Here is a 25,769-nt window from a genome sequence, read left to right on the forward strand (position 1 = left end):
TCCGAGTCGGTCCGGCGATCACCGCCGCTGCTTGAAGACGTAGCCATAGGCGACGGGCCAGGGGACCTCGCGGCCGGCCTCGGTCGCCGCCTTCAGCGCCCAGTATGGCTCGCGCAGCAGCTCGCGGCCAAGCAGGACGAGGTCGGCCTCGCCGTTGTCGACGATCATCTCGGCCTGGCCGCGGTCGATGATCAGGCCGACGGCCCCCGTGGCGATCTTCGCGTCCTCGCGGATCCGGCGGGCGAAGGGGACCTGGTAGCCCGGCCCGAGCGGGATCTTCACGTGGGGGACGAGCGCGCCCGACGAGCAGTCGATCAGGTCCACGCCCAGCGACTTCAGGCGCTTCGCCAGCTCGACCGACTGGTCGACGTCCCAGCCCCCCTCGGCCCAGTCGGTGGCGGAGATCCGCGTGAAGAGAGGCATCGAGTCGGGGATCACCTTCCGCAGGCGCTCGGCGACGCGGGCGAGGAACCGCATGCGGTTCTCCAGCGGGCCGCCGTAGCGGTCGGTCCGCTTGTTGCTCAGGGGCGAGAGGAACTCGTGCAGCAGGTAGCCGTGGGCGGCGTGGATCTCGATCATCTGGAAGCCGGCGGCGAGCGAGCGGCGGGCGGCGGCCTCGAAGGCGTCGACCACGCCGTCGATCTCGGCCTCGGTCAGCTCGTGCGGGACCGGGCTGCCGACGTCGAAGGCGATCGGGCTGGGGCCGACCACGGGCCAGCCCCCCTTCGCCGGTTCGAGGATCGCCGCGCCGCCCCGCCAGGGGACGTCGCAGCTGGCCTTGCGGCCGGCGTGGGCGAGCTGGATCCCCGGCGCGGCCCCCTGCGAGGCCACGAAGCGGGCGATCCGCGCCAGGGGCTCGACGTGGCGGTCGTCCCAGATCCCCATATCGCCGGGGCTGATCCGGCCCTCCGCAACCACCGCCGTCGCCTCGACGATCACCAGGCCGACGCCGCCCGCGGCGCGGCTGCCCAGGTGGACGAGGTGCCAGTCGGTCGCCATCCCGTCCTCGGACGAGTACTGGCACATCGGCGACATCGCGATCCGGTTGCGGAGCGTCAGGCCCCGAATCGTGTAGGGGTCGTACAGGGGGGCGGGATGCGGGGTCGTCACGTTCGGGTTCCTCGACGAATGCGATCCGGGCCGGACGGCGGCCCGGGGTCTCGCCCATTGTAGGGGGGCGAGCAACACCCGGCGGCCGAGCCTTGCCGCGGGGGCGGTCCGTTCCTACAAATGATGAGGGCCGGGGCGCGGCCCGAACCTCTTCGAGCCACGAATGAAGGGACCGACGAGATGGCGACGGCGACTTTCGGGGCGGGGTGTTTCTGGGGCGTCGAGGAGACTTTCCGGCGTCTCCCCGGGGTCCTCGAAGCGACCTCCGGCTACATGGGGGGTTCGGTCGAAAACCCCACCTACCAGCAGGTTTGCACCGGCCGCACGGGCCACGCCGAGGTCGTCGAGGTCCAGTACGATCCCTCCCAGACCACCTACGCCCGGCTTCTGGAGGCCTTCTTCCAGCTCCACGACCCGACGACGCCCAACCGCCAGGGGCCGGACGTCGGCAGCCAGTACCGCTCGGCCGTCTTCACGTACGACGACGACCAGGCCCGCGAGGCGGCCGAGTTCAAGCGCCGGCTCGACGAGGCGGGGTCGTTTCGCCGCCCGATCGTGACCGAGATCGCCCCGGCGGGCCCCTTCTGGCGCGCCGAGGAGTACCACCAGCGGTACGTCCAGAAGCATGGGGGCGCGAGCTGCCACATCTGACCCCCCCGCGACGCGTCGCCCGGCGGCCGATGCGAAGGCCCCGCGTTTCGACCCCGAACCGGCTGTCCGACCACGCCCGGTCCGAGTACCATGACGTGGCCTGACAGGGAGGGCGCGCCGTGGACTTCAGAAACTCGAGCCGACGGATCGCCGGTCGCCACCTGATCGCCCCCGCGGCCGTCGCCATCGCGGCCGTCCTCACGGCCGCGACCTGGCCGCTGTGCGCCCCCACGCCCTGGGCCTTCTTCTTCGCGGCGGTGACGACGGCGGCCTGGATCGGCGGGATCGGCCCGTGCGTCGTGGCCACCGGCCTCTCGGCGGTCGTCGGCGTCTACTCCTTCCTGCCCCCGTACGGGTCGTTCGCCCTCGGCCCGAGCGAGGCGGGGGCGGTCGCCGTCTTCCTGCTCGTCTCGGCGTTCATCGGCTTCATCGCCGCGGCGCGAAGGGCCTACGAGGGCGAGGAGCGAGGCCTGGGCCGCTTCCAGGGGGTCGTGCGGAGCATCGCCGACGCGGTCGTCGCGACCGACGGGGACGGTCGGGTCGCGTTCCTCAACGTCGCCGCGGAGCGGCTCACGGGCTGGAGCCGCGACCAGGCGGAGGGGAAGCCGATCCGCGAGGTCTTCGCCCTGGAGCCCGTCGCCGACGCCTCGTCGGCCGCGTCCGGCTCGAACGAGGTCCGCGGCGTGGTGACCGCCCGCGACGGCGTCCGGCGGTCCGTCGAAGGAAGCTTCGCGCCGATCCTCGACGAATCGGGGAAGCCCGGCGGGACCGTTTGGACCCTCCGCGACGTCGGCGAGCGGCTCGCGGCCGAGACGGCCCTGCATCGCAGCGAGGAACTGCACCGCAGGCTGATCGACGACGGCGTCGACTGCCTGAAAGTGCTCTCGCTCGACGGCCGGGTCCTCTCGATGAACGAGGTCGGCCTCTGCATGATGGAAATCGACGACTTCGAGGCGATCCGCGACCGATCCTGGGCGGAACTGTGGCCCGAGGACTCCCGGGAACGACTTCGCGAGGCGCTGCGGCAGGCGGCGGCCGGCCGGCCGGCGCAGTTCGAAGGCCGGTGCCCGACCGCCCGGGGGACCGTCAAGGAGTGGGACGTCCGCCTGACCCCCATCCTCGGGCCCGACGGCGCGACCGACCGGATCTACGCCATCTCGCGCGACGTCACCGCCAGGCGGCGGGCCGAGTCCGAGCTGCTCGCCAGCGAGGAACGCTACCGCACCCTGTTCGGCTCGATCGACGAGGGGTTCTGCGTCATCGAGATGATCTACGACGAGGCCGGCAAGGCCGTCGATTACCTCGTGCTGGAGGCGAACCCGGCGTTCGCGACCCAGACGGGCATCCCCGACATCGTCGGCAAGCGAATGCGCGACCTGATCCCGAACCACGACGACCACTGGTTCGAGACCTACGGCCAGGTCGCGGCCACGGGCGAGCCGGTCCGGTTCGTCAACCAGGCCCAGCAGATGGGGGGCGTCTGGTTCGACGTCTACGCCTTCCCGGTGGAGGGCCGCGAGAGCCACAAGGTCGCCGTCCTGTTCAAGAACATCACCGAGGCCGTCCTGGCCGAGCAGGAGCGGGAGCGGCTGCTGCTGAGCCTCAAGAACGAGCGGGCCAAGCTCGCGGCCGTGATCCAGAACGCGCCCGCGTTCATCTGCACCCTGCGCGGGCCGGACCACGTCTTCGAACTTGCGAACCGGCTGTACTACGAGATGGTGGGGGACCGCGAGCTGATCGGCAAGACGGTGCGCGAGGCGTTCCCCGAGGTTGAGGGCCAGGGCTTCTTCGAGCTGCTCGACCAGGTCCATCGCTCGGGCGACCCCTTCGTCGGCAAGGAGATGCCGATCATGCTCCGCCGCCGCGACACCGGCGCGACCGAGAAGCGGATGCTCAACTTCGTGTACCAGCCGACGTACGAGGCCGACGGCGAGATCTCGGGCCTCTTCGTCCACGGCGTCGACGTCACCGACATGGTCAACGCCCGCGAGGCCGTCCGCGACAGCGAGGCCCGCTTCCGCCAGCTCGCCGACGCCATGCCCCAGGCCGTCTGGGCCGCCAAGGCCGACGGCACGATCGACTATTTCAACCGCAAGTGGCGCGAGTACGGCAGCTATCCCGAGGGCGTCCTGGGCGACGCCCGCTGGGCCCGGATCATCCACCCCGACGACCTGGAGCGGACCCGCGCCGCCTGGCAGGAGTCGGTGCGGACCGGCCGGCCCTTCGAGATCGAATACCGCCTGCGGCGCTCGGCCGACGGCCGCCATCGCTGGCACCTGGGCCGCGCCCTGCCGATCGAGGACTCCCGGGGGCGGATCGTACGCTGGTTCGGCACCAACACCGACGTCGACGACGTCAAGCGGCTCTCCGAGGCGCTCAAGCAGGCCGACCGCCGCAAGGACGAGTTCCTGGCCACCCTGGCCCACGAGCTGCGCAACCCCCTGGCCCCGATCCGCAACGGCCTGCAGATCCTGGGGTTCAAGCCGCCGGAGGACCTGGCGGCCGGGACGATCGACATGATGACGCGGCAGCTCGGCCACATGGTCCACCTGATCGACGACCTGATGGACGTCGCCCGCGTCGGCAGCGGCAAGATCACGCTCCGCAGGACGCGCGTGACGCTCCAATCCGTCGCCGCCGGCGCGATCGAGGCCAGCCGGCAGATCATCGACGCCTCGGGCCACACGCTGACGGCCGCGATCCCGCCCGAGCCGATCCCCCTCGACGCCGACCCGACCCGGCTGACCCAGGTGATCGCCAACCTGCTGAACAACGCCGCCAAGTACACCGAGCACGGCGGCCGGATCGAGCTGACGGTGCGCCGGGAGGGGGGCGAGGCCGTCGTGAGCGTCCGCGACACGGGCGTCGGGATCGACCCCGAGATGCTCCCCCGAGTCTTCGACATGTTCACCCAGGTCGACGGCTCGCTCGGCCGCTCGCAGGGGGGGCTGGGCATCGGCCTGACGATCGTCAAGCGCCTGGTCGAGATGCACGGCGGCCGGATCGAGGCCCGCAGCGACGGGGCGGGCCGCGGCAGCGAGTTCGTCGTCCACCTCCCCCTGGCGGCCGGCGCCGTCGAGGCCGTCGCCGCCGACGGGCCCGGCGACGGGCGACCCGACCGCGAGGGCCGCGGCGCGCCGGGCGCGATCCGCGTGCTCGTCGTGGACGACAACCGCGACTCGGCGAACTCGCTCTCGCGGCTGCTCTCGCTCGACCGCCACGACGTGCACACGGCCTACGACGGCGCCCAGGCCCTCGCCGAGGCGTCGGCCTTCCCGCCCGACCTCATCCTGCTCGACCTGGGGCTGCCCGACAGGAACGGGTACGAGGTCGCCGCCGAACTCCGGGCCAACCCCGACTTCCGCGAGACCATGATCATCGCCCTGACCGGCTGGGGCCAGCCCGAGGACCGTCGCCGCACCCGCGAGGCGGGCTTCGACCACCACCTCGTCAAGCCCGTCGACGTCGAGATCCTCCGCTCCATCCTCGCCAACGTCGCCGAGGCCGCCCGCCGCCGCCGCGAGAACGCCGTGGCCGTCCGCCAGGGCTGAGCGGCCGCCCGCTCAGGTGTTGACGAGCCGCGACTCGCCCCGCGCCATCTGTCCCGTCAGGGTCGCGAAGTGGACGTGCACGGCGCACTTCATGGCGAACTGGAAGAGGTAGCGGGGCGGCCGCCGCGCGGCGATGAGCTTCCAGAGGTGCCGTCGGTAGACGGGGCGGTACGGCCGGGTGCGCCGGTCGCCCCAGACGCGGGCGAGCAGCCAGACCCCGGCGAACGTCGTCAGCGCCTGGATCTTGAGGTACGACAGCGGACGGTTCCTGCGGAGCCAGTTCATCCGGGCGCTGCCGAGCTGCAGGCGGCCCTCGATGAAGAGGGCGTCGAACCGCTCGAAGTAGTTCTCGGCGTCGTAGAGCCGGGCCATCAGGTCGAGCCAGCCGTCGCGCATCTGCTCGACCGACATGAGCAGGGGGACGACGTTGGTGGCGACCTGCGGGTCGTCGGCCGCCGCGTCGTCGAGCCGGCCCTCGGCCGCCAGCCGGGCGTAGAGCGGGGTCTTGGGGATCGCCGAGAGCATCCCGGCCATCGCGAACAGGATCCGGTTGTCCTTCAAGAACCGGAACTGGCGTTCGAAGATCGACGGGTCGTCGTGATCGAAGCCGACGATCATCCCGGCGTAGACCTCGAGCCCCGCGTCCTGGACCTTGCGCACCCGCTCGGCCATGCCGCCGCGGACGTTCTGATACTTCTTCGTCTCGCGCAGGGCCTCCTCGTCGGGGCTCTCGATCCCGATGAACACGGCGATCAGGCCGGCCTCGGTCATCAGCCGCATCAGCTCGTCGTCCTCGGCCAGGTCGAGCGAGGCCTCGGTGTAGAGGGCGACCGGATAGCCGTTCGCGCGCTGCCAGGCGATGATCGCGCGGAGGATCGTCTTGGCCGCCTTCTTGTTGCCGATGAAGTTGTCGTCGACCAGGAAGATGAGGCGGACGCCCAGGCGGTGCTGCGCCTCGATCTCGGCGACGACCATCTCGGGCGTCTTGATCCGGGGCTTGCGGCCGAAGATGACGATGATGTCGCAGAACTCGCACTGGAACGGGCAGCCGCGCGACGTCTGGACGCAGCCGGTGGCGTATTCGCGGAACTTGACCAGGTCGTACCGCGGCATGGGGACCCGGCTCATGTCGGTCTTGTCGGCCTGCTCGTAGCGGGCCCGGTGCTCGCCCCGGGACCAGTCGTCGAGGAAACGCGGCCAGGTCTCCTCGGCCTCGCCGACGAAGACGACGTCGACCAGGCCGGCGAAGGCGTCCTCCACCACGCTGACCCAGGGCCCGCCGACGACCGTGAAGATCCCCCGTTCGTGCAGCTCCTCCAGGATCGCGCGCATCCGGTCGCGCTGGACGGTCATGCCGGTCAGGCCGACGATGTCGAACGCGGCCAGGGCGTCGAAGTCGATCTCCTCGACGTTCTCGTCGACCAGGACGACCTCGTGCCCGGCCGGCGTCAGCCCGGCGAGCACCGGGAGCGCCAGGACCGGCATGTTGGACTTCTTGCCGATCAGGGGCATCGCGTGGTTGAGCCCCCAGAACGAGGTCTGGAAGCGGGGGTTGATCAGGCAGATCTGGGCCATGAGGGCTTCCGAAGAGGAGAGGGCCGGGCCGGGCTCGATGGGGCTCTCGCCCTATGGGGATAGGAGAGTATGCCACATCCCGACGCGCCGTTGGGACCTTTCCCCTATAAACGGAGTCACATCGCTTCACCGCTTTGAAACGGGACCGGGACCGGCCGGCCCCCGCGTCAGTCGGGCGGGCCGGCCGGAGCCTGCGGCCGCTGGCGGACCTCGCGCAGCAGGTAGGTCGTCTTGTCCTGCGACTCGTAGTAGGTCCGCATGATCAGCTCGGACTGGATGCCCAGCAGGATGCTCATGCCGCCGGCCAGGAAGAGCATGACGGTCACGGAGGGGAGGGGGGTCTCGACGAACGGCTTGGGCCGGCCGTCGGGCGACCAGAGGATCGCGGGCCAGGGGAAGACGTACTTGAAGTAGAGCATCGCGAAGAAGCAGGCGAAGCCGCCGGCGAACGCCCAGAGGCCGAACCGGCCGTAGAAGTGGATCGGCCGCTGGGCGTACCGCTGGAGGAACCGGATCAGGATCAGGTCGAGGACCACGTTGAACGTCCGGCCCAGCCCGTATTTCGTCTTGCCGGCGGTCCGGGCGCGGTGGTTGACGACCTGCTCGGTGACCTTCGCCCCCTGCCAGGCGGCGAAGATGGGGATGAACCGGTGCATCTCGCCGTAGAGCCGCACCCCGGCCAGCACGCGGCGACGGTATGCCTTCAGGGTGCAGCCGTAGTCGTGCAGCGGGATGCCCGACAGCCGCGCCACCAGGCGGTTGGCGATCTTCGAAGGGATCTTGCGGCTGAGCAGGGCGTCCTGCCGATTTTTGCGCCAGCCCGAGACGACGTCGAAGCCCCTGTTCAGCGTTTCCAGCAGTTTGGGGATGTCGGCCGGGTCGTTCTGGCGGTCGCCGTCCATGGGGACCAGGACGTCGCCGCGGGCCAGGTCGAGCGCCGCCGAGAGCGCGGCGGTCTGGCCGCAGTTGCGCCAGAGGAAGGCCGCGCGGACGTGCTCGGGGTCGCGCGCCTGGATCGCTTCGAGCCGGGCCGTCGTGCCGTCGGTCGAGCCGTCGTCGACGAAGATCAGCTCGTAGCGCCAGGGGGACGGCCGGAGGACGGCGTCGAGTTCCTCGTAGAGCGGGCCGACGTTGTCGACCTCGTTGTAGACCGGGATCAGGACGGAGAGGTCGACCGGGGCGGCGGCCTCGGGGGACGCGGTCGTCGGGTTGGCCTGCGGGGTCGTCATGATCCGGATCCGACGCCCCCGCGCTGGCCGACGACGAACTGCTCGAGGTAGCGCCGGCTGATGACGAGCGAGTCTTTCCGGGCCTGCAGCGAGCCCTCGAAGGCCCGGTCCTCGACCTCGACGGCGAGGTGGCCGTCGTACCCCGCGTCGGCGAGCGCGCCGAGGAAGGCGCCCCAGCGGACGTCCCCCTGGCCGGGGAGCTTGGGCGAATGCCACGAGTTGGGGTACGCGAAGACGCCGAGCTGGTCGAGCTTCGCCCGGTCGATCCGGACGTCCTTGGCGTGGGCGTGGAAGATCCGGCCCTTGAACTCGGCCAGGGGCGCGATGTAGTCCATGTGCTGCAGGACGAAGTGCGAGGGGTCGAAGTTGAGCCCGAAGTTGGGGCTGGGGATGTCGGCGAACATCCGCCGCCAGACCGCCGGCGAGACGGCGAGGTTCTTGCCGCCCGGCCACTCGTCCTTGCCGAACGACATCGGGCAGTTCTCGATCCCGACCTTGACCCCCTTGGCGTCGGCGTGGTCGAGGATCGGCCGCCAGACCTCCAGGAACCGCGGCCAGTTGTCGTCGATCGACTTCGTGTGGTCGCGCCCCACGAACGTGTTCATCCGCCCGACCCCCAGCGCCGCCGCCAGGTCGATCACCCGGCGGATGTGCGCCTGCGCCGTCTCGGCCTCCTCGAGATTGGGCGAGAGGGCGTTGGGGTAATAGCCGACGCCCGAGATCGCGACGCCGTACTTCGCGACCAGGTCGTGCGTCGCCTTGATCGCGCCCGCCGAGAGGTCGGTGGCGTCGAGGTGGGTGACGCCCGCGTACCGCCGCTCGGCCTTGCCGGGCGGCCAGCACATCAGCTCGACGCTCGCGAACCCCGCGTCCCGGGCGAAGCTCAGCACCTGCTCCAGCGAGAACTCCGGGAAGATGGCGGACACGAATCCCAGTTGCATGATCGGACGCCTCGACAGGACCGACGGACCGTGGATCGACGAATCCAGCGTAACGCGCCCCGACGGCCGAATCACCAGGGGTCAGGCCGGCCTCGGAGGACGGGCCTTGAGGCCCACGACCCTCGGACGTTGCATCGAAGCCACATGAAAGCATGCGGCCGTTGAAAATTCACATGATCGGTTCGCGCTTCGGCGGTCCGCGTCGATGATCGTCGCAGCACTTTCCCGAACTTCGACGAAGCGGAGCCATCGCCATGCACAGGACGTTGTTCGCCCTCGCCGCCCTGGGACTCCTCGCCTCCGCACCCGCCGAAGCGGGCTTCCTCGGGGCCGAAATGTCGGCCTCCTACCGATATCCGGACGTCTCCACGGTCTATGGGAGCGCCGCGTTCACGCCCGCGACGTTCACGGTGACGGACGGCCCCGGCGTCGAGACGACCGGGCTCGTGGAAAACGTCACGTCGCTGCCGGTGCAGTTCACCGACTCGACGCTCACGATCACGTTGAATACCACGCTGACAAACCCGACATGGACCGCCACGGATTTCAACGGCATCCTGTTCGCGCTGACCGGCCCCGGCTCGCTGGGGATCGTCGCCGCGACCGTCGACCCCTCGACGACCCTGGCGGGCTTCGGCGACTCCCGGGTCACGTTCACCGATTCGACGATCGGGATCAACTGGCAGGGCCTGACTTATCACGACGGAGAGCAGGTGGTCGTCCGCTTCACCTTCGCCGTCCCCGAGCCGACGAGCATCGTGACGCTCGGCGTGGGCTGCGTCGGGCTGATCGCGGCCGGCCTTCGCCGCCGCCTCAACTCCTGAGATTTGGCCTCCCAGCCCTTCGATGCGGCAGGGCTAGAATCTCAGCATCCCCATCGCCATCCCCACGGCCAGGCCGGCGAGGTGGGCGGCGTTGGCGACGTTGCCGACGGCCCCGGTCATGCAGAGCACGAGCCAGCCCAGCATGATGACGGTGTTGTTGGAATCGATCCGGATGCCCTCCTCGGGATGGTTCTCGCCCATCATCCAGACGTAGCCGAAGAGGGCGTAGTTGACGCCCGAGAGCCCGCCGAAGGTGTAGAACTTGCCGCCGAGGGGGTTCTCATGGAGCCGCTCCATGTACTCGTACTCGGCGAAGTTCGACAGGATCGCCGAGCCGATGATCATCGCCAGGAGCTTCCACGAACCGCGGCGCGTCTCGATGCCCGTGCCCAGGATCATCGTCCAGTAGCAGTTGAAGAAGACGTGCAGCGGCGAGAAGTGCAGGAAGATGGGCGTGACCAGGCGCCAGACCTGGCCGTTCCAGATGTCGGTGAGGCCCAGCTGGGGCCGGACGTCCGGCGGCCCGTTCCGCCAGTCGAAATAGCCCAGCGACAGCACCGTCTCGACCGCGTGCGAGGAATGCTGGAGCACGAACACGACGGCCGCGATCGCGACGACGATCACCGTCACCGGCCGGCGGCGGAACGTGGGCGCGGCCCAGAGGTTGCTGGCGTATCGGTAATTCTTCTGGAACTCGCGGTCGAGCCGGGCCTGCTTCTTGCGGACCTCGCGGGCGGTGGGCGCCGTCGCGCGGAACTTCGGGTCGTCGGGGGCCGCGAGGTACGCCTCCAGCTCCTTGCGCGCGCGGTCGACGTGGTCCTCGTCGATGATCCAGACGGCCCAGCCGTCGGGCCGGCGGTCGATCCGCGACTTCATGCCGAGGCCCAGCAGGTGGTCTTCCAGAACCCGGGGGTCCGCATCCTTGGGGAGTTCGCCGATCTGGCGCAAGGCCGTGTCCTTCCGTCGTCGATCGTGTCTGGGGAGGCCGGGGCGAGAGGGCCGATATTATCCCACGGCCGCGGCGGCCGTCCCAGACCCTGGCGAGGCCGTTGGCGAGGTCGCCCGGCGCGCGTTACGATCGGGGGCGCGCAACCGGGCCTCTCGTCGCCGCGGAGATCGACCATGTCCAAAGCCCCGACGCAGTACCGCCTGGTGATCTTCGACGCGATCGACGACCCGAAGGAGTTGCGCGAGCTGATCTGCAAGGCCACCGGGGCCCACCCCACCGACGCCGTCCAGTGGCTCGCGCGGACGCCCGGCACCTGGCCCTGGCCGCTCGAAGAGGAGACGGCCAGGACGCTGCTGGACGGCCTTTACGACTTCGGCGTCGCCGCCGAGGCCCGCCGGACCGACCAGATGCCCGACCTCAGCCCGCCCCGCACGATCCACCGCGCCGCCTGCCTGGACGACGGCCTCCGCATCGAGGGCCTGCGCGGCGAGCCGACCCACTGGGTCCCCTGGGACCGCATCGAGCTGATCTGCGCGGGGCGGACCGGCGGCGACGAGCCCGGCTCCGCCCCCCAGCCGCGATGGCCGTCGGCCGTGGTGGCCGGCGTCCGGGCCCTGGCCCTGCGCAAGCCCCGGCCGCTGAACCTGCGCACCCCGCGACCGGCCCGCGAGCCGGTCGCCGAGGTCCTGGTCGTCCGCAAGGATCCGCGGATCGCTTTCCGGTTCGTCGAGAACCAGATGAACTACGCCTACCTGGGGGACCGGCTCAAGGGCTCGGCCGCCGAGAACTTCCCGATCTTCCTGGGCGACCTCTGCCGACGGGCGAAGTCGGCCTACCTGAGCGAGTCGACGACCTCGCTGCTGGAGGCCCGCGACCCCGGCGACCACGACTTCGCCAGCTCCCAGGCGATCGTGGAGCACGCGACGCTCCAGCTCCTCTGGAGCTGGTATCGGCGGGACCGCCGGGCCTGGAACGAGCGGATCCTGGACGGCGAGGACACGGCCGAGCGGGACGCGCCCTGAGGCGGGGACGCCACACGCCGCTTCCGATGCTTCCCAAAGCCGGCCGGCGTTGCTAGACTCGTATCTCGGCCATGGCCATCGGCTCGCGCGTCTGAGTCCCGCCGGCGCCCGCCTCGCCGCCCGCCTCGAGGTGGGCCGGCTCGACCGGCTCGGGAGGCGTTCGCGACGTATCCCTACGAGTCCGACATCCGGGGTCCTTCCGGCCTTCGAGCCGGCCGCGACGGCGCCCCGATCCGAATGGGCAGGAGACGACCGAACGTGTCACAGAAAGACCGCTATCTGTTCACCAGCGAGTCCGTGTCGATGGGCCATCCCGACAAGATGGCCGACCAGATTTCCGACGGCATCCTCGACGCCATCCTGGAGAAAGACCCCTTCGCCCGGGTCGCCTGCGAATCGCTGCTGACGACCGGGCTGGTGGTCCTGGCGGGCGAGATCACCACGACCGCGCTCGTCGACTACCCGTCGATCGTCCGCCAGGTCGTCCGCGACATCGGCTACACCTCCAGCGACCAGGGCTTCGACGGCACCACCTGCGCGGTCATGGTGGCGCTCGGCAAGCAGTCGCCCGACATCGCGATGGGCGTCAACGAGGACGCCGACAAGGGCAAGGACGTCGGCGCCGGCGACCAGGGCATGATGTTCGGCTTCGCCTGCAACGAGACGCCCGAGCTGATGCCCCTGCCGATCGCCCTGGCCCACCGGATCATCAACAAGATCACCGAGGTCCGCCAGAACGGCACCATCCCCTGGCTCCGCCCCGACGCCAAGAGCCAGGTCTCGGTCGAGTACGAGGGCTACAAGCCGATCCGGATCGACACCGTGGTCCTCTCGACCCAGCACGACCCGGGCGTCACGCACGCCGAGATCTGCAAGCGGGTGCAGGCCGAGGTCATCGACCCGGTCATCCCGACCGAGCTGATCTCGGGCAAGGTCACGTACCACATCAACCCGACCGGCAACTTCGTCATCGGCGGCCCGCACGGCGACTCGGGCGTGACCGGGCGGAAGATCATCGTCGACACCTACGGCGGCATGGGCCGCCACGGCGGCGGCGCCTTCAGCGGCAAGGATCCCACAAAGGTCGACCGCTCGGCCGCCTACATGGCCCGCTACGTGGCCAAGAACATCGTCGCCGCCGGCCTGGCCGAGCGCTGCGAGATCCAGCTCGCCTACGCCATCGGCGTCTCCGAGCCGGTCAGCATCCACGTGGACACCTTCGGGACCGGCTCGATCGCCGACTCGAAGATCGCCGAGCTGGTGCGGAAGGCCTTCCCGCTCACCCCGGCCGGCATCATCAAGCACCTGGACCTCCGCAAGCCGATCTACCGGAAGACCGCCAGCGGCGGCCACTTCGGCCGGACCGACGTCGAGTTCTCGTGGGAGAAGACCGACAAGGCCGCCGCGCTCCGCGACGCCGCCGCCAAGCTGGAACCCGTCGCCGCCGGCGTCTGATCGGCGATTCGATCGATTCGCCTTCTCGACGGCGATCGGGACCGGGCCGCATCGATGCGGCCCTCCCGATCGCCGCCCCGTCGTCCCGCCCCACTCCGGGAAAGTCAGGATCCGATACGATGACCCCCGCTGAACTGGAAGACGCCGCCGCGAGGGCCTTCGCGGCGGAATTCGGCGCGCGCGCGGAAGTCGCCGCCCGCGCGCCCGGCCGCGTCGAGCTGCTGGGCAACCACACCGACTACAACGGCGGCCTCGTCATGGCCGCCGCCGTCGACCGCTACACGTCGGTCGTCGGCCGGGCCCGCCCCGACCGCGACGGCCGCGTCTACGCCGCCAACTTCGACGGCTCCGACCACTTCCCCCTCGCGCAGATCGCCCGCGGCGCGGTCGGCACCTGGCCCAACTACGTCAAAGGGGTCGTCTGGGCCCTTCAAGAGGCCCTCGGGGCCGAACTCACGAGCGGCTTCGAGATGGCCGTCGCCGGCGAGGTCCCGCTCGGCGCGGGGCTCTCCTCGTCGGCCAGCCTCCAGGCCGCCGTCGCCTTCTTCCTGCTCCAGGCCGGCGTCACGCCCGGCAAGGCGGTCGAGCAGTACGCGGGCGACCATTCCGACGCCGCCCGCATGGACCTGGCCATGGTCCTCCGGCGCTCCGAGAACGCCTTCGTCGGCGTCTCGTCGGGCCTGCTCGACCAGTTCTCCAGCCTCTTCGGCCGCGAGGACCACGCGCTCTTCCTCGACTGCCAATCGCTGGAATACGCCCGCGTCCCCCTGGGCTCGCCCGCCCCGACGATCGTGGTCTGCGACTCCAAGACCTCGCGACGCCTGGCCGACGGCATGTACAACCGCCGCTTCGCCGAGTGCAACACCGTCGTCGACTACTTCAAGCGGAAGAAGGGGGACGACGCCGTCAGGCTGCTCCGCGACGTCTCCCTCGCCGACCTGGAGGCGAGCTGGGACGACCTCGACCCCGTCTGCCGCAAGCGGGCCCGGCACGTGCTCACCGAGAACGAGCGGGTCCGGCAAGGCGTCGCGGCCCTCCGCGCCGGCGACCTGACGGGCTTCGGCAAGCTGATTTCGGCGTCGCACGCCTCCAGCCGCGACGACTTCGAGAACAGCTCGCCCGCGCTCGACGCCCTGGTGGAGGTCGCCGAGACCGCCCCCGGCTTCCTCGGCGGCAAGCTCTCGGGCGCCGGCTGGGCGGGCTGCACGGTCAACCTGGTCGAGGCCGACAAGGCCGACGAGTTCGCCGAGGCCGTCCGCCACGGCTACTTCGCGCGCCAGAAGCTCGCCCCCGACGTCCACGTCTGCCGCGCCGCCGACGGCGCGTCGAGCCGACTGCTCGAAGGCTGAGGGATCGCGTCGGATCGGGCGGATGGCCTCATCGGCCAAGGAGTTCCGCATGGACCTGCTCCTCCTCGCGAACCTGTCCAAAGATCCCTGGCCCGGCCAGTTGATCTTCCTCGCGAACCTGATCGCCGTGGTGCACTTCGCCTGGGTGGCGTTCCTGCTGCTCGGCCTCGTGGCGATCCTGCTGGGGATCGCCTTCCGCTGGCGGTGGGTCCGCAACCGATGGTTCCGGGTGATCCACCTGGCGATGATCGCGATCGTCGTCGGCGAGTCGCTGGCGGGCGTCCCATGCCCGTTGACGGTCTGGGAGCACCGCCTCCGCGTCGACGCCGGACAGACCGCGTTCGACGGCGACTTCATCGCCCACTGGGTCCACCGCCTGATGTTCTTCCAGGCCGAGCCCTGGGTGTTCACGGTCGGCTACGTGACCTTCGGCCTGGCGGTCCTGGGCGTCTGGATCTTCGCCCCGCCGCGGTGGCGGCCCGCCGATGCGTAGGTCCGCGGCGCTCTTTGCGACCTCCTGGTTCCCGCCGGTCGCGCAATCCGCGACGGCCGGCCTGATCCTGGGGCTGATCGCGATCGCGTCGGGCCGGCTCTGGTACAATTGGCATTTGTGGATTCTGGCCCACTTGACCGTCGGGGCCGTGCTCGGGGCCTGGAACGCGGGCCGGGCCTGGCTCTGCTGGCTCCCTCTGGGAGTCGGACTCTTCCTGATCGATTTCGAGGCCGTCAGCCATGGCTGGGGCCCGCGCTATCTTTCGCCCTGGTCGGCCGCCAAGGGGAACCTCGTGATGTTGGCCCCCGCGGCGGCGGGCCTGGCGTTCGGCACGATCGTGAGGGCGGCGTGCGATGGGTGCGGCTGGTTTCGCGATCCCCTCCCCGGCGGCCTTCGGATTCTGCCGAGGTCCCTGTGCGGATTGCTCGGGGGGGTCGCCGGCCTGGCGGTCGCGTTTTCGATCCTCCGTTGGGCGGTCGTCGATTCGGGGACGATCTATGCGGCGGGATTCGACGAGACGAAGTTCCGATGCGTCCCGATTGGGGCGTCGGAAGCGGAGGTCGTCAGGCTCCTCGGCCCCCCCTGCGAGGAGACGACGCTGGGCTGTTTCAGCTTCATCTACCTCTTCGAGTACACGGAGCCGGCCTTCTGCGATCGGAAGCACTGGATCCGGCGCATCGTCCTCGATGAAGACAAGAAAGTCGTACGCACCGACGACGGTTACGACTGTCGCTGACCCGATCCGCGAGCACACATTGTGAGCGACGCGACACGTCCCTTCTTCACGATCGGCTACGGCGGCAGGCCGCCGGAGGAGTTCGTCGGCCTGTTGAAGGCGCACGGCGTCAAGACGGTCGCCGACGTCCGGCTCCGTCCCGACCGGGCGAGCATGGGGGCCTACACGAAGGCGAAGGCGGCGGACAAGGGGATCGAGAAGCTGCTGGCGGACGCCGGGATCGGCTATCGCTCGCTGCCGGAGCTGGGGAACGTCTTCCTCTATTTGGACGACTGGACGGCCCCCTACGGCGAGCTGATCGACCGGTCCGGCGACCTGCTGACCCGTCGGCTCGTCACGCTGCCGGGGCCGTTCTGCCTGCTCTGCGCCGAGAAGCGCGTCGCCGAGTGCCACCGGGGGGTCATCGCCACGCACCTCGTCGGCCGAGGCGCGTGGCGGGTCGAGCACATCGAGTGAAGCCCTCGCGACGGTGAGGATCTCAGGCGCGTGCGGTCGGGACTTCGGCAGATGAGGCCCGGCGGGCCCGGCCAGCCCGAAGGAGCCTGGGCGCGACGAGGCCGGCGGCGAGGGCGGCCAGCACGATCGCGGAGGGTTCGGGGACGGCGGCGGGCGCGATGGCCAGCCCCTGGATCGTGCCGAATCCGCCGGGAAGGTCGCCGACGAGCGAGGCCGTCGCGGTGCTCAGGTCGATGGTGTACAGCGAGGAGGTGTTGCCCACGTTGAGGAGGGCGTAGGCGATGTTGACGCCCCCGGGTCCGCTGAAGACGTCGAACCCCGCGTCGGGCCCGAAATCGAGGAAGGCGCCGTTGTAGGTGACCCGGCCGACCGTCGTAAGCGTCCCGAGGTTGTTGGCCAGGATCGCCAGCGTATCGAGGCCGGCGTCGAGCACGTACTGGGTCGTCGTCGCGGCCCCGGCCGCGCTGTTGGTGTAGGCGTTGGCCACGACCTGCGGCGTCGCCCCCGCGTTGGCGTCGCCGGCACCGTAGAAGAGGCCGGTCGCCACGGTGGTCCCGCCGGTCAGCGGGTTGTACACGATGTTCTCGCCGAGTTCGGAGACCGTACGGAGCCGGTCGATGACCGGGTTGAAGTCGATCCCGAGCTTGTCGGAGTTCGTCGCCGCCACCCCGGGCCCGCTGGCCGCGGTCAAAATTCCGGTAGCCACGTCGACCGTGAAATAAGCGTCGCGGACGTCGTTGTAGCCGTAAAGTCGTCCGGTGAGCGGGCGGAAGTCGATGTCGTCCAGGCTCGCCCCCACGCCTCCGAAGGTCAGCTGGATCGCGGCCGCCCCGCCGGGTGAGGCGACGTCGAAGGTATGAAGGGTCGTGCCGCCGTTGCCGAGCACGTAGCCCGTCGGGCCCGCCTGGACGGCTCCGGTGACGGTCGAAAAGCAGGCGGCGGCCAGGGCCGCGGCGATCGCGTGGCGCATGCGCATGGGAATCCTCCTCGGGGTGGTGCGGCGGTTCGGGCGGTCCTACGCCTTCGAACTGCCCCGGGACCCCCGGAGAGGTTCACATTAATAAAAATGTACCATCGCGTACGCGGCGAAGCGGGGGGCGCGCCAGGATCGGGCGGGCTTCACTTGGGATCGGCGTGGCGGATGATCTTGCCTTCCTGGAGGAAGACGACGGTCTGGGCGATGCCCGTGGCGTGGTCGGCGATGCGTTCGAGGTTGCGGGCGGAGTTCAGCAGCAGCAGCCAGCCGTCGAGCTGGTCGGCGCGGGCGGCGAGCTGGTCCTTGAGCTGGCGTCGCACGGCCCGGTAGCTCGCGTCGATCGGCTGGTCGCCGGCGATGACCTCGCGGGCCTTCCGCGAGTCGATCTCGACGAGCGCGGCGTGGGCCGACTGGACGTGGCGGAGGACGTCGCGGGCGAGCGTCTTCAGCGAGTCGGGGACGGCGATGTCGGGGAACTTGCGGCCCAGCTTGCGCACCCGACGGGCGACGCGGAGGGCCAGGTCGGCGATCCGCTCCCAGTCGCGGTTGACCTTCAGGACGGTCGCCATCCGCCGCAGGTCCGAGGCGACGGGCTCGAAGAGGGCCAGGATGCGGAGGCACTCCTCCTCGATGTGGACCTCCTTGCGGTCCGACTCCTCCTCTTCCTCCTTCACCTCGGCGATGAGGTCGATGCGGCCCTCGCAGACGGCCTTCACGCTCTTCTCGAGGGACCCGACGACCGAATCGCCCATCGCCAGCAGCTCGGCCCAGACCGCGTCCTGCTCCCGGAACGCGTGTCGAGGGACGCCGCCCGCCGCGGCCCCCCCCTCCTGAGATCGGCTCGGCGCCATGGTTCGGCCTCCTGAAGGATGATCGGCAAGGGGACGGGACCGAGCCTGGGCGCGGGCGTCGCTTCGCGGCGTTCGACAGCGTCCATTCTTCTCGCGCGGGCGGGTGGATTCAAGACCGATCCGGGGGCCGCGTGGGTCGCGCGTCGCGGCCGTCGGCTCAGCAGAAGGGCTTGAGGGCCCGACGCATGGCCGTGGCGTCGGGGTAGCGTTCCTCGGGGTCGCGGGCGAGGCACTTGCCCACCACGGCGGCGAGGCCGGCGGGGATGTCGGGGCGACGTTCCAGGATCGGGATGGGGTGCTCCTCCAGGAGCATCTTGATCAGGTCGCCGCCCCCCTCGGGCTCGTCGTAGATGTACTTGCCGGTGAGCAGGTAATAGAGCGTGGCGGCGGTCGCGTAGAGGTCGGCCTGGGGGCGGACCGTCTTGAAGTCGGTCATCTGCTCCGGGGGCATGAACGGGATCGTGCCGCGCATCTCGCCGGAGAAGGTCAGGCCCGAGAGGCCCACGCTGCGGAAGCTCTTGGCCAGGCCGAAGTCGGAGATCTTGGCCACCGAGCCCTCGGGCGTCTGGCCGATCAGGACGTTCTCGGGCTTGATGTCGCGATGGACGAACCCGCGGCGATGGGCGTGTTCGAGCCCCTTGAGGATCTGGCAGGCCAGCCGACAGGCCTGGTCGGTGGGATAGCGGCCGGGGTCGAGCTTGGCCAGGCCCTCCAGGTTCGACCCGGTGATGAACTCCATGGCGAACCAGAACTGGCCCCGCGACATCCCCTGCTCGAACCACTCGACGATGTTGGGGTGGCGGAGCTGGCTGATCACCGACATCTCGCGCTGGAATCGGTCGATGGCCGCGCGGGTGGTGGCGGTCTCGGGCATGATCAGCTTCAGGGCGACCATCCGGCCGCTGGTGTTGTGCCGCGCCTGGTAGACCACCCCCATGGCGCCGCGGCCCAGCTCGCGGACCGTCGTGTAGTGGGGGACGGGCTGGGGGAGGCTCGACGCCTCGCTCCGGCAGGCCGAGCACCACCACTCGACCGGCTCGTTCGGCCCGACGCCGACCACGTTGTTGACCGTGAGGTTGAGCGGGGCCGGGGTGCCGCAGCCGGCGCAGAAGATGGGCGATCGGGAAGGGATCGCCAGGCTCGACGACGGCGGCGGGGCGGCGCCGGACGGCGAGGCCGCCTCCACGACGATCCGGAAGAGGCTCTGGCCCGCCGCGATCAGGTCGCCCGAGGCGAGCCGCGCCCGATCGATCCGCTCGTTGTTGACGAAGGTGCCGTTGGTGCTGTCGAGGTCGCGCAGCTCGCAGCGGGGCGGGCTGATCTCGATCAGGAAATGGTCGCGCGAGAGGGCCGCGTCGTTGATCGGGCAATGGACGAACTGCGAGCGGCCCACGATGAACGTGTCGTGGCGGTCGAACACGAAGGACCGGCCCTCGCGAGGGCCCTTGATGACTTCCAGGATCACGCGCATCGCGGGTTCCCGTGGGATCGTCGACGACCTCATTCATCCACCCGGATCGACCTCGCCGACGTCCCGGGAGCCGGCCTCCGGAGGAGTCGGCGATCCCGTGCGGCCCGGATCGATCCATTCTTGAGAGCGAAGGGAGTCGCGCTCGGCCCGGAATCCGTACGCCGCCCGTCCCGGGCGGGGACGGCGATCGCGGCCGATTCCCGGCGACGCGCCCGCCGCACCACTCGATGCAGGGCCGGGGCGGTCGCCGTCCGAACGTCGTCCGGACGGCCCGTCCCACCTTCATAGTATGCCGGCGTCATCTCTTCGCGCTCGAACTCAGGGATTTTCTCAACTCAGGCAAGCATTCATCGTTACGGCGAGCCTGCGCGCCCGGTCGCGATCCGGGGCGCCGCCGAGCGACTTCAGGGGGCGGGAGGGGCCGGGGCCGGCTCGCCGGCGGCCGGCTCGGCGGCGCGGGGCGCCGGCCCTTCGGAAGGGCCGAAGGTGAAGCTCTTGATGAGGTTCTCGGCCTGTTCGCGGAAGGGGACGTGAGGATCGCGCGTGGTCATCGCCGTGACGATCAGGGTCTCGTTGCGCGTGAACTGGACGATGTAGCGGTCCAGGTAGATCCGGTTGCCACGGACCGCCGGGGCGTCGTCGGCCGGCTTGAGCGCGGCCTCGATGCGGTAGACCTTGCGGTTCAGGGGCTTCCAGACCTCGTCCTTCAGCCACCCGGAGTCGCCCATGAGGACCTCCTGGCCCTGGGCCCGCCACTGCTCGACGAGGGTCTTCCGCTGGGCCGCAGGGTCGGCGGACAGGCGGTCGCGCGAGGCGTCCCCGGTCTTGGCCGCGAGGGCGACCGACATCACGTCCTGGCCGTCGTAGCGGCGATCGACGAGGTCGACGCCCCCCTCGGGATACGCCCGGGCGATCCGCAGACCCTGGGGGTGCGCGAGGTGGAACCGGCCTTCGGGGTCGTCGTAGGTCACCCAGGTGTGCGCCTCGTCCTCGGGGGGGGCCTCGGGTGCGACGAGCGGCAGGGCGGCCTCGGCCCCCAGCTCCGACGCCCGGACTCGCCGGGCGACGACCAGCTCGCGGGTCTGGGTCTGGTTCAGCCGCCCGGTCTCGTCGTCGGGCAGGGGGGTGGTGATGACCTGGGCCATCCGGATCTCGGCGATCCAGCCCTCGGCCTCGACGACGCCCGCCTTCGCCTTGGCCTCGGGGGTGGGGGTCGCTCCGGCGGCGGCCGGCGCGGGCTGGCCCGGAGGCTTGGCCTCGAAGGCGAAGTGGACGCGGACGTTGAGGGCGACCGGGCCTTCCATCAGCGCGAGCTGCCCCGTGATCCCGATGACGGCCGTCATCGCCGACGAGCCCGGCGCGGCGGCCCGGACCTCGATCAGCTCGGCCTCGACCGCGTAGTCCTCCTGCAGCGGCGGCTCGCCGAGGAGCACGGTCAGGGTCCCGCGGGGGACCGGCCAGGGGTCGCCGACGCGGCGTGGGGTCGTCGGCAGCAGGGTCGCGATCTGGGGGAGGAACGGATTCTGGATGATCCGGTCGAACTCGACCTGGCGGAGCACGCGGCCGTCGGTGACGTTGTAAAGCTCGACCGGCTTGCCGGGCTTGAGGCGATACCAGAGGCTCAACTGCTCCAGGAACTTCGGGTTCTGGAACTGGCGACGCATCGGCAAGGTCGTGGCGAGCTGGGCCTTCTCGTAGCGGCGGACCACGTCGGACGCCGCCCGGTTCGGATAGGTCTTCACGGCCCGTTCCGTGTAGATCGTCTGGAGCGTGGTCTCGGCGCGGTCGGGGGTCCCCTTGGCCTTCTCGCGCACCACCTTGATCTTCTCGCGGACGCCGACCTGGTACTGCGTCAGCCATTCCGGATGGGCGGGATCGGCGGCGTCGGCGTATTTCTCGGAGAAGTGGTACCGCAGGCTGAGCGGCTGGGGCTCGCCCTTCGGGTCGGCCTCGACGGCGGGATCCTGGGGCGGCGTCGGCTCGCCCGAGGGGGCCGGGGCGGGCGTCGGGGTCGGCGCCTGCCCGTGCGCTCGACCGCCCGCGAGGCCGGCGACGAGCGCCCCCAGCAGGAAGATCGGCCGGAGATCCGGCCGGCGCATCGGCCCTCGGCTTCGCGTCTCACCCATGACGGCGCACCTTCATGTTGAAAAACCCGGTGTGGTCGGGACCGCTTCCCCCGGTCCACGATAGCTTTCGGCCCGGGGTCGGGAAACCCTCCGCCCCGCATTTTCGAGCCCGGGGCCGACGCTCAGGGGCCAACGGCCAGCGGGGGGTCGTTCCACTGGAGCGAGCCGATGACCGTCTCGTCCGCCTGGCCGAACGCCGCGGCGTCCGAGTCGGCGAGGGTGAACGTCGCCAGCAGCTGGTCGCCGCCAGGGCTGGCGATCAGGTAGTAGTACCAGAGCAGCCCCAGGTCGCCCTGCCGGCCCTGGACGCCCAGCTTGTATCGGAAGCCTCCGCGCGGGTCGCCGTCGACCTCGCCGTTGCCCAGGAACTGGCCGAACCGGTCCTTGAGGCCCCGCTGCACGTCCTCGCGGAAGGCCTGGACGTCCTGATGCTTGCCCTTGCCCGCGGGCGGCCCGTAGATCAGGTTGCACTGGGCCTTCACGCGGCCGGCGTCGTACTTCTTGAGCACGACCAGCTTCCGATCGTCCCAGTAGGTGTGCCAGCTGCGGTCGTGCAGCAGGTCGTAGCGGCCGTCGGGCGCGATGAGCTGCAGCAGCAGCCGCGCCGGGGTCTGCTCCGGGGAGAGCGCGGCCAGGGTCGCGTCGGACAGTTCCGAGGGCGGCTCCAGGCCGGCGCGACGGACGATCGTCAGCGTGCTCTTGAGATCCAGCCCCGCCTCGACCTCGCCCCCCTGCCGGGTCTCGCTCCGATTCAGCTCCAGGCCGTCGATCAGCCCGGCCTTGCGGTCGAAGGAGAGCTTGCCCTCGCACGTCATGGTCCCTTCGGCGCCGAGCACGGAGCCCTTGACCTCGCCCTTGAGCGCGATCCGGACCCGGTCGTCGACGACCGATTCGATCACGCCCGCGAGGGTCGTCGAGGTGATCGCGTCATATCCGGTGATCGCCCACAGGGCCGTCTTCCGCACCGGCCAGGGCTCGCCCTTCGACGCCGGCCCCTCGGGCAGCAGATCTTTGAGGCAGAGCGTGTCGCCCAGGCCTTCCACCAGCTCCAGCTCGCCCCGCGTGAGCGAGCCGGAGGGGCTGACGACCGAGACCGAGCCGTCGGCCTCGCGCCGCTCGGCGAGCAGGAGCGAAAGTTCCGAGCGCAGCTCCCGGGCGGTCGGGCGGATCTCGCCGTTGATGGCCGACGCCGCCTGCTTCACCAGCCGCACGGCCCGCCGCCTCGGCCCCTTGAGCAGCCGCTCGCGATAGACGATGCGGGTCTGGATGTCGACGTCCAGCGGCTTGGGCATCTTCGCGTCGGGCGTCATCGCGTCGGGAGGGAGCGACGGCCGGTACAGGCCGCTCGCCTTCAGCTCGATCCGGGCCGCGGTCACCGCGTCGGGGGCGACCGTCTCCTCGAGCCTCATCGCGCCGTCGTCGGCGACGGCCCCCGACGATCCTACGACCGCCCCCAGGAAGGCGGCCAGGAGCCGCCCTCCCGCCCGCCGAGGTCCGGCCCCCACGCGTCGGCTCAGGTCCATCTTCCACCCCCCGGCGGTCCGTCCCTGGAAAAATCCCGGCCCCGCCATGAAGGGGTCGGCCCTCGAAATCCGCGGCCATTATGGAGATCGCCGCGGGACTGTCAATTTCGGGTCGACGCCCAGGATTTCGGCAGCCTTCATGCGACATCCCTCAAGCAGGATTGCGGGCCTGCGAGGGGTTTTCGGCTTTCCGACATAAATCGCCGCATCCTGCGTCTCAAATCATGCACTCGGCCGTTTATCCTCGATAATGGAGCGGGACGTGGAGTCGTCTGAGGAAAAAGTGGCAACACGACGTCCCATTCTCACATCGTCCGCCACGTGTTGACCCCCGCAGCCCTCGCAAGACATCGCGAGAGCATGGGCCGGTATGAATTTTGCTGATCAAACCGCCATGGCCCCATCCGGAGCCCCGGCGAACCAGACTCTCGCGGAAGCCGTCCAAAGATTTCCGAGAGATCGACAAGCCCGACCGCCGCGGAATCTTTGATCTTTATCCAATCCTCGAACGTATTACTCGAAAGAACGGGATGGAGATCGAGGGCGGCGACCGGAAACCGATCGTGCCACAGGGTGGGAAGCCTGACCCGTCGAAGTCGCCCGGAACGACCCGGCTTCGACAAGATTGGGCGTGAACCGCCGAAGTGCTGATGAGGCGGGCTGCGACCTGACGAGATTGCTTGATCGGAGGGGAGGATGGGAAAAACGTACTGCCACCCCGCGATGAAGCAGCTCAAGGACCAGCAGACGCGCTACGCTCCCAAAGAGCGGCGGCTCGAGCAGGTCGAGCGGGCCGAGCAGCTCCTGGGCGAGATCGATCGGACGAAACGCTACCCGTACGACTATCTCTGCTTCCGGATCACCGGGTTCCGGCCCGACAACTGGTCGGCCCTGATGATCGAGGGGGACGAGGCCAGGCGGGATCTCAGGCAGTTCGTGGAAGACCTGTCGGCCACGGTCCGACAGCCGGTCGAGCAGGCGACCGAGCCGGTGCTCACGGTGGACGAGGTGAGCAAGAAATACAACGTCTCCACGCGGACGGTGACGCGGTGGCGGCGGCAGGGCCTGGTGGCGCGTCGGTTCGTGATCGACGGGCGGGCCAAAGTCGGTTTTCTGGAGTCCAGCCTGCAACGGTTCGTGGCCGAGCATCGCGGCCAGGTGGAACGGGGCTCGAGGTTTCGCCAACTGACCGACGCGGAGAAGGATGAGATCATCCGCCGCGCCCGTCGCATGTCGCAATTTCGCTCAGGCGAGGTCGGCCTGATCGAGATCGCGCGGAGGATTGCTAGGAAAATGGCACGCTCGACCGAGACGGTGAGGCTGACCCTCAAGGCGTACGATCGCGAACACCCGGACCGGGCGATCTTCGGCCCCTCCACGACCCCGCTCGACGACGATGCGAAGGCCCAGATTTATCTGCGTCACCGCATGGGCGTCTCCGCCGAGAACCTGGCGGTCGAATACGGCCGCACCCGTTCCAGCGTCTATCGGATCATCAACGAGGTCCGCGCCCAGCGGATCCTCGAGACGAAGCTGGAATTCATCGGCAACGAGTCGTTCGACGACTCCAAGGCCAAATCCGTCATCATGGCCCCGCTCCCCGCGCCGGCCGACGGCAAGGCCCCGCGCCGGCCCAAGGCCCCGAAGGGCCTGCCGCCCTATCTGGCCAGCCTCTACGAGGTCCCGCTCCTCGACCGCGAGCAGGAGGCGCACCTGTTCCGGCAGATGAACTACCTCAAGTCCGAGGCCGTCAAGCTCCGCGAGAAGCTCGACCCCGCGAAGGCCAAGACCGCCGCGCTCGACAAGATCGACGAGCTGCAGGAGCAGGCCCTGGCCGTCAAGAACCAGATCATCCGCGCCAACCTGCGGCTGGTCGTCTCGATCGCCAAGCGCCACGTCGGGCCCATGAACAACTTCTTCGAACTGGTCTCCGACGGCAACATGAGCCTCATCCGCGCCGTGGAGAAGTTCGACTACGCCCGCGGCAACAAGTTCAGCACGTACGCCTCCTGGGCGATCATGAAAAACTACGCCCGGACGATCCCCGAAGAGAATTATCGCCGCGACCGTTTCGTCACCGGCCACGAAGAGATGTTCGAGGCCGCCGCCGACAACCGGATCGACGAGCACGAGTACGAGAGCGCCCTCAAGCGGATGCAGGAAGCCATCCGGGGGATGCTCGACCGCCTGGACGACCGCGAGAAGATGATCATCACCAGCCGGTTCGGCCTGGGGGGGGCCTCCGAGCGGACCCTGGAACAGCTCGGCCGCGAGCTGGGTATCACCAAGGAACGCGTCCGCCAGATCGAATCCCGGGGCGTCGACAAGCTCCGCCGCATCGCCGGCGAGCAGAAGCTCGACCTGCCGATGCTTTGAGTCGATCTCACGTTCGAGACGCCCCCGCTCGACCCTCACACGGTCGCGCGGGGGCGTTCTCGTTCTAGAGTCCCTCGATCCCGTCTCCCCGCGTGGAGGCCGACG

Annotated in this window: 20 protein-coding genes; 10 read left to right on the forward strand and 10 right to left on the reverse strand. The window is 69.9% G+C overall.

The genetic code is table 11. The features are described 5' to 3' along the window. Window positions 1–18: 18 nt before the first annotated feature. Window positions 19–1,110 carry an NADH:flavin oxidoreductase/NADH oxidase gene (locus tag PZE19_RS25060; protein WP_277863342.1) on the reverse strand — a complete coding sequence of 364 codons (1,092 nt, stop codon included), beginning with the start codon at window positions 1,108–1,110 and terminating at the stop codon, window positions 19–21. A 180-nt stretch (window positions 1,111–1,290) separates the two neighbouring features. Here PZE19_RS25060 and msrA point away from each other — a divergent pair, with 180 nt between their 5' ends. Together msrA and PZE19_RS25070 are read left to right on the forward strand one after the other, a co-directional pair. Then, entirely contained in the window at window positions 1,291–1,761 is a 471-nt protein-coding gene (gene msrA / locus PZE19_RS25065; RefSeq protein ID WP_277863343.1) for a peptide-methionine (S)-S-oxide reductase MsrA, read from the forward strand. Between the two features lie 119 nt (window positions 1,762–1,880). Continuing rightward, on the forward strand, window positions 1,881–5,312 hold the full coding sequence (locus PZE19_RS25070) for a PAS domain-containing protein (protein WP_277863344.1): 3,432 nt from the start codon (window positions 1,881–1,883) through the stop codon (window positions 5,310–5,312). Between the two features lie 12 nt (window positions 5,313–5,324). Here PZE19_RS25070 and PZE19_RS25075 read toward each other — a convergent pair whose 3' ends face one another. From PZE19_RS25075 to PZE19_RS25085, 3 genes are all read right to left on the reverse strand, one after another. Continuing rightward, entirely contained in the window at window positions 5,325–6,887 is a 1,563-nt protein-coding gene (locus PZE19_RS25075; RefSeq protein ID WP_277863345.1) for a B12-binding domain-containing radical SAM protein, read from the reverse strand. Window positions 6,888–7,054: 167 nt separating this feature from the next. After that, window positions 7,055–8,116 (reverse strand): glycosyltransferase family 2 protein, encoded by a 1,062-nt coding sequence (locus tag PZE19_RS25080; RefSeq protein WP_277863346.1) that lies wholly within the window; start codon window positions 8,114–8,116, stop codon window positions 7,055–7,057. Next, window positions 8,113–9,057 (reverse strand): sugar phosphate isomerase/epimerase family protein, encoded by a 945-nt coding sequence (locus PZE19_RS25085; protein ID WP_277863347.1) that lies wholly within the window; start codon window positions 9,055–9,057, stop codon window positions 8,113–8,115. The genes PZE19_RS25080 and PZE19_RS25085 overlap by 4 nt, the downstream gene beginning before the upstream one ends. Window positions 9,058–9,311: 254 nt before the next feature. Between PZE19_RS25085 and PZE19_RS25090 the strand changes: the two genes are divergently transcribed. Beyond that, a complete protein-coding gene (locus PZE19_RS25090) occupies window positions 9,312–9,881 on the forward strand; it encodes a PEP-CTERM sorting domain-containing protein (protein ID WP_277863348.1) in 570 nt (189 codons plus the stop codon). A gap of 33 nt (window positions 9,882–9,914) precedes the next feature. On the opposite strand, the gene PZE19_RS25095 is transcribed toward PZE19_RS25090, so the two are convergent. After that, a complete protein-coding gene (locus PZE19_RS25095) occupies window positions 9,915–10,829 on the reverse strand; it encodes a rhomboid family intramembrane serine protease (RefSeq protein WP_277863349.1) in 915 nt (304 codons plus the stop codon). 174 nt (window positions 10,830–11,003) lie between these two features. Here PZE19_RS25095 and PZE19_RS25100 point away from each other — a divergent pair, with 174 nt between their 5' ends. From PZE19_RS25100 to PZE19_RS25125, 6 genes are all read left to right on the forward strand, one after another. Further along, complete coding sequence (locus PZE19_RS25100) at window positions 11,004–11,852, forward strand: hypothetical protein (RefSeq protein ID WP_277863350.1); 849 nt, start codon at window positions 11,004–11,006, stop codon at window positions 11,850–11,852. A 258-nt stretch (window positions 11,853–12,110) separates the two neighbouring features. Continuing rightward, the gene (gene metK, locus PZE19_RS25105) at window positions 12,111–13,307 is read left to right on the forward strand and encodes a methionine adenosyltransferase (RefSeq protein WP_277863351.1); all 1,197 of its coding nucleotides are present in this window, start codon (window positions 12,111–12,113) and stop codon (window positions 13,305–13,307) included. A 119-nt stretch (window positions 13,308–13,426) separates the two neighbouring features. Further along, window positions 13,427–14,656, forward strand: coding sequence for a galactokinase (galK, locus tag PZE19_RS25110; RefSeq protein WP_277863352.1), 1,230 nt, complete (start codon window positions 13,427–13,429; stop codon window positions 14,654–14,656). A gap of 49 nt (window positions 14,657–14,705) precedes the next feature. Beyond that, a complete protein-coding gene (locus PZE19_RS25115) occupies window positions 14,706–15,149 on the forward strand; it encodes a DUF2784 domain-containing protein (protein WP_277863353.1) in 444 nt (147 codons plus the stop codon). Then, on the forward strand, window positions 15,142–15,885 hold the full coding sequence (locus PZE19_RS25120) for a hypothetical protein (RefSeq protein ID WP_277863354.1): 744 nt from the start codon (window positions 15,142–15,144) through the stop codon (window positions 15,883–15,885). Before PZE19_RS25115 ends, PZE19_RS25120 begins: the two co-directional genes overlap by 8 nt. 21 nt (window positions 15,886–15,906) lie before the next feature. Further along, window positions 15,907–16,341, forward strand: a complete 435-nt coding sequence (locus PZE19_RS25125) for a DUF488 domain-containing protein (protein ID WP_277863355.1) — start codon at window positions 15,907–15,909, stop codon at window positions 16,339–16,341. A gap of 22 nt (window positions 16,342–16,363) precedes the next feature. Here PZE19_RS25125 and PZE19_RS25130 read toward each other — a convergent pair whose 3' ends face one another. The 5 genes from PZE19_RS25130 to PZE19_RS25150 all read right to left on the reverse strand — a co-directional run bounded on the left by PZE19_RS25130 (window position 16,364) and on the right by PZE19_RS25150 (window position 23,288). Further along, window positions 16,364–17,317 (reverse strand): DUF4394 domain-containing protein, encoded by a 954-nt coding sequence (locus tag PZE19_RS25130; protein ID WP_277863356.1) that lies wholly within the window; start codon window positions 17,315–17,317, stop codon window positions 16,364–16,366. Between the two features lie 143 nt (window positions 17,318–17,460). Further along, window positions 17,461–18,168 carry a phosphate signaling complex protein PhoU gene (phoU, locus tag PZE19_RS25135; protein ID WP_277863357.1) on the reverse strand — a complete coding sequence of 236 codons (708 nt, stop codon included), beginning with the start codon at window positions 18,166–18,168 and terminating at the stop codon, window positions 17,461–17,463. A gap of 157 nt (window positions 18,169–18,325) precedes the next feature. Then, entirely contained in the window at window positions 18,326–19,639 is a 1,314-nt protein-coding gene (locus PZE19_RS25140) for an FHA domain-containing serine/threonine-protein kinase (protein WP_277863358.1), read from the reverse strand. 404 nt (window positions 19,640–20,043) lie between these two features. After that, on the reverse strand, window positions 20,044–21,765 hold the full coding sequence (locus tag PZE19_RS25145) for a hypothetical protein (RefSeq protein ID WP_277863359.1): 1,722 nt from the start codon (window positions 21,763–21,765) through the stop codon (window positions 20,044–20,046). Window positions 21,766–21,887: 122 nt separating this feature from the next. Beyond that, window positions 21,888–23,288, reverse strand: coding sequence for a hypothetical protein (locus PZE19_RS25150; protein ID WP_277863360.1), 1,401 nt, complete (start codon window positions 23,286–23,288; stop codon window positions 21,888–21,890). Window positions 23,289–23,984: 696 nt separating this feature from the next. Here PZE19_RS25150 and PZE19_RS25155 point away from each other — a divergent pair. Next, on the forward strand, window positions 23,985–25,664 hold the full coding sequence (locus PZE19_RS25155; protein WP_277863361.1) for a sigma-70 family RNA polymerase sigma factor: 1,680 nt from the start codon (window positions 23,985–23,987) through the stop codon (window positions 25,662–25,664). The last annotated feature ends 105 nt before the right edge of the window (window positions 25,665–25,769 follow it).

It is taken from the genome of Paludisphaera mucosa (genome assembly GCF_029589435.1).
Lineage (GTDB): Bacteria > Planctomycetota > Planctomycetia > Isosphaerales > Isosphaeraceae > Paludisphaera > Paludisphaera mucosa.

What these genes read in the sequence shown, in the direction of transcription:
- PZE19_RS25140 (WP_277863358.1), bottom strand. Translation starts at nt 19,639, where the DNA reads ATGCGCGTGATCCTGGAAGTCATCAAGGGCCCTCGCGAGGGCCGGTCC.
- PZE19_RS25085 (WP_277863347.1), bottom strand. Translation starts at nt 9,057, where the DNA reads ATGCAACTGGGATTCGTGTCCGCCATCTTCCCGGAGTTCTCGCTGGAG.
- phoU (WP_277863357.1), bottom strand. Translation starts at nt 18,168, where the DNA reads ATGGCGCCGAGCCGATCTCAGGAGGGGGGGGCCGCGGCGGGCGGCGTC.
- PZE19_RS25130 (WP_277863356.1), bottom strand. Translation starts at nt 17,317, where the DNA reads ATGCGCATGCGCCACGCGATCGCCGCGGCCCTGGCCGCCGCCTGCTTT.
- PZE19_RS25115 (WP_277863353.1), top strand. Translation starts at nt 14,706, where the DNA reads ATGGACCTGCTCCTCCTCGCGAACCTGTCCAAAGATCCCTGGCCCGGC.
- PZE19_RS25145 (WP_277863359.1), bottom strand. Translation starts at nt 21,765, where the DNA reads ATGGGTGAGACGCGAAGCCGAGGGCCGATGCGCCGGCCGGATCTCCGG.
- PZE19_RS25100 (WP_277863350.1), top strand. Translation starts at nt 11,004, where the DNA reads ATGTCCAAAGCCCCGACGCAGTACCGCCTGGTGATCTTCGACGCGATC.
- PZE19_RS25120 (WP_277863354.1), top strand. Translation starts at nt 15,142, where the DNA reads ATGCGTAGGTCCGCGGCGCTCTTTGCGACCTCCTGGTTCCCGCCGGTC.
- PZE19_RS25090 (WP_277863348.1), top strand. Translation starts at nt 9,312, where the DNA reads ATGCACAGGACGTTGTTCGCCCTCGCCGCCCTGGGACTCCTCGCCTCC.
- PZE19_RS25155 (WP_277863361.1), top strand. Translation starts at nt 23,985, where the DNA reads ATGGGAAAAACGTACTGCCACCCCGCGATGAAGCAGCTCAAGGACCAG.
- PZE19_RS25080 (WP_277863346.1), bottom strand. Translation starts at nt 8,116, where the DNA reads ATGACGACCCCGCAGGCCAACCCGACGACCGCGTCCCCCGAGGCCGCC.
- galK (WP_277863352.1), top strand. Translation starts at nt 13,427, where the DNA reads ATGACCCCCGCTGAACTGGAAGACGCCGCCGCGAGGGCCTTCGCGGCG.
- PZE19_RS25150 (WP_277863360.1), bottom strand. Translation starts at nt 23,288, where the DNA reads ATGGACCTGAGCCGACGCGTGGGGGCCGGACCTCGGCGGGCGGGAGGG.
- PZE19_RS25075 (WP_277863345.1), bottom strand. Translation starts at nt 6,887, where the DNA reads ATGGCCCAGATCTGCCTGATCAACCCCCGCTTCCAGACCTCGTTCTGG.
- msrA (WP_277863343.1), top strand. Translation starts at nt 1,291, where the DNA reads ATGGCGACGGCGACTTTCGGGGCGGGGTGTTTCTGGGGCGTCGAGGAG.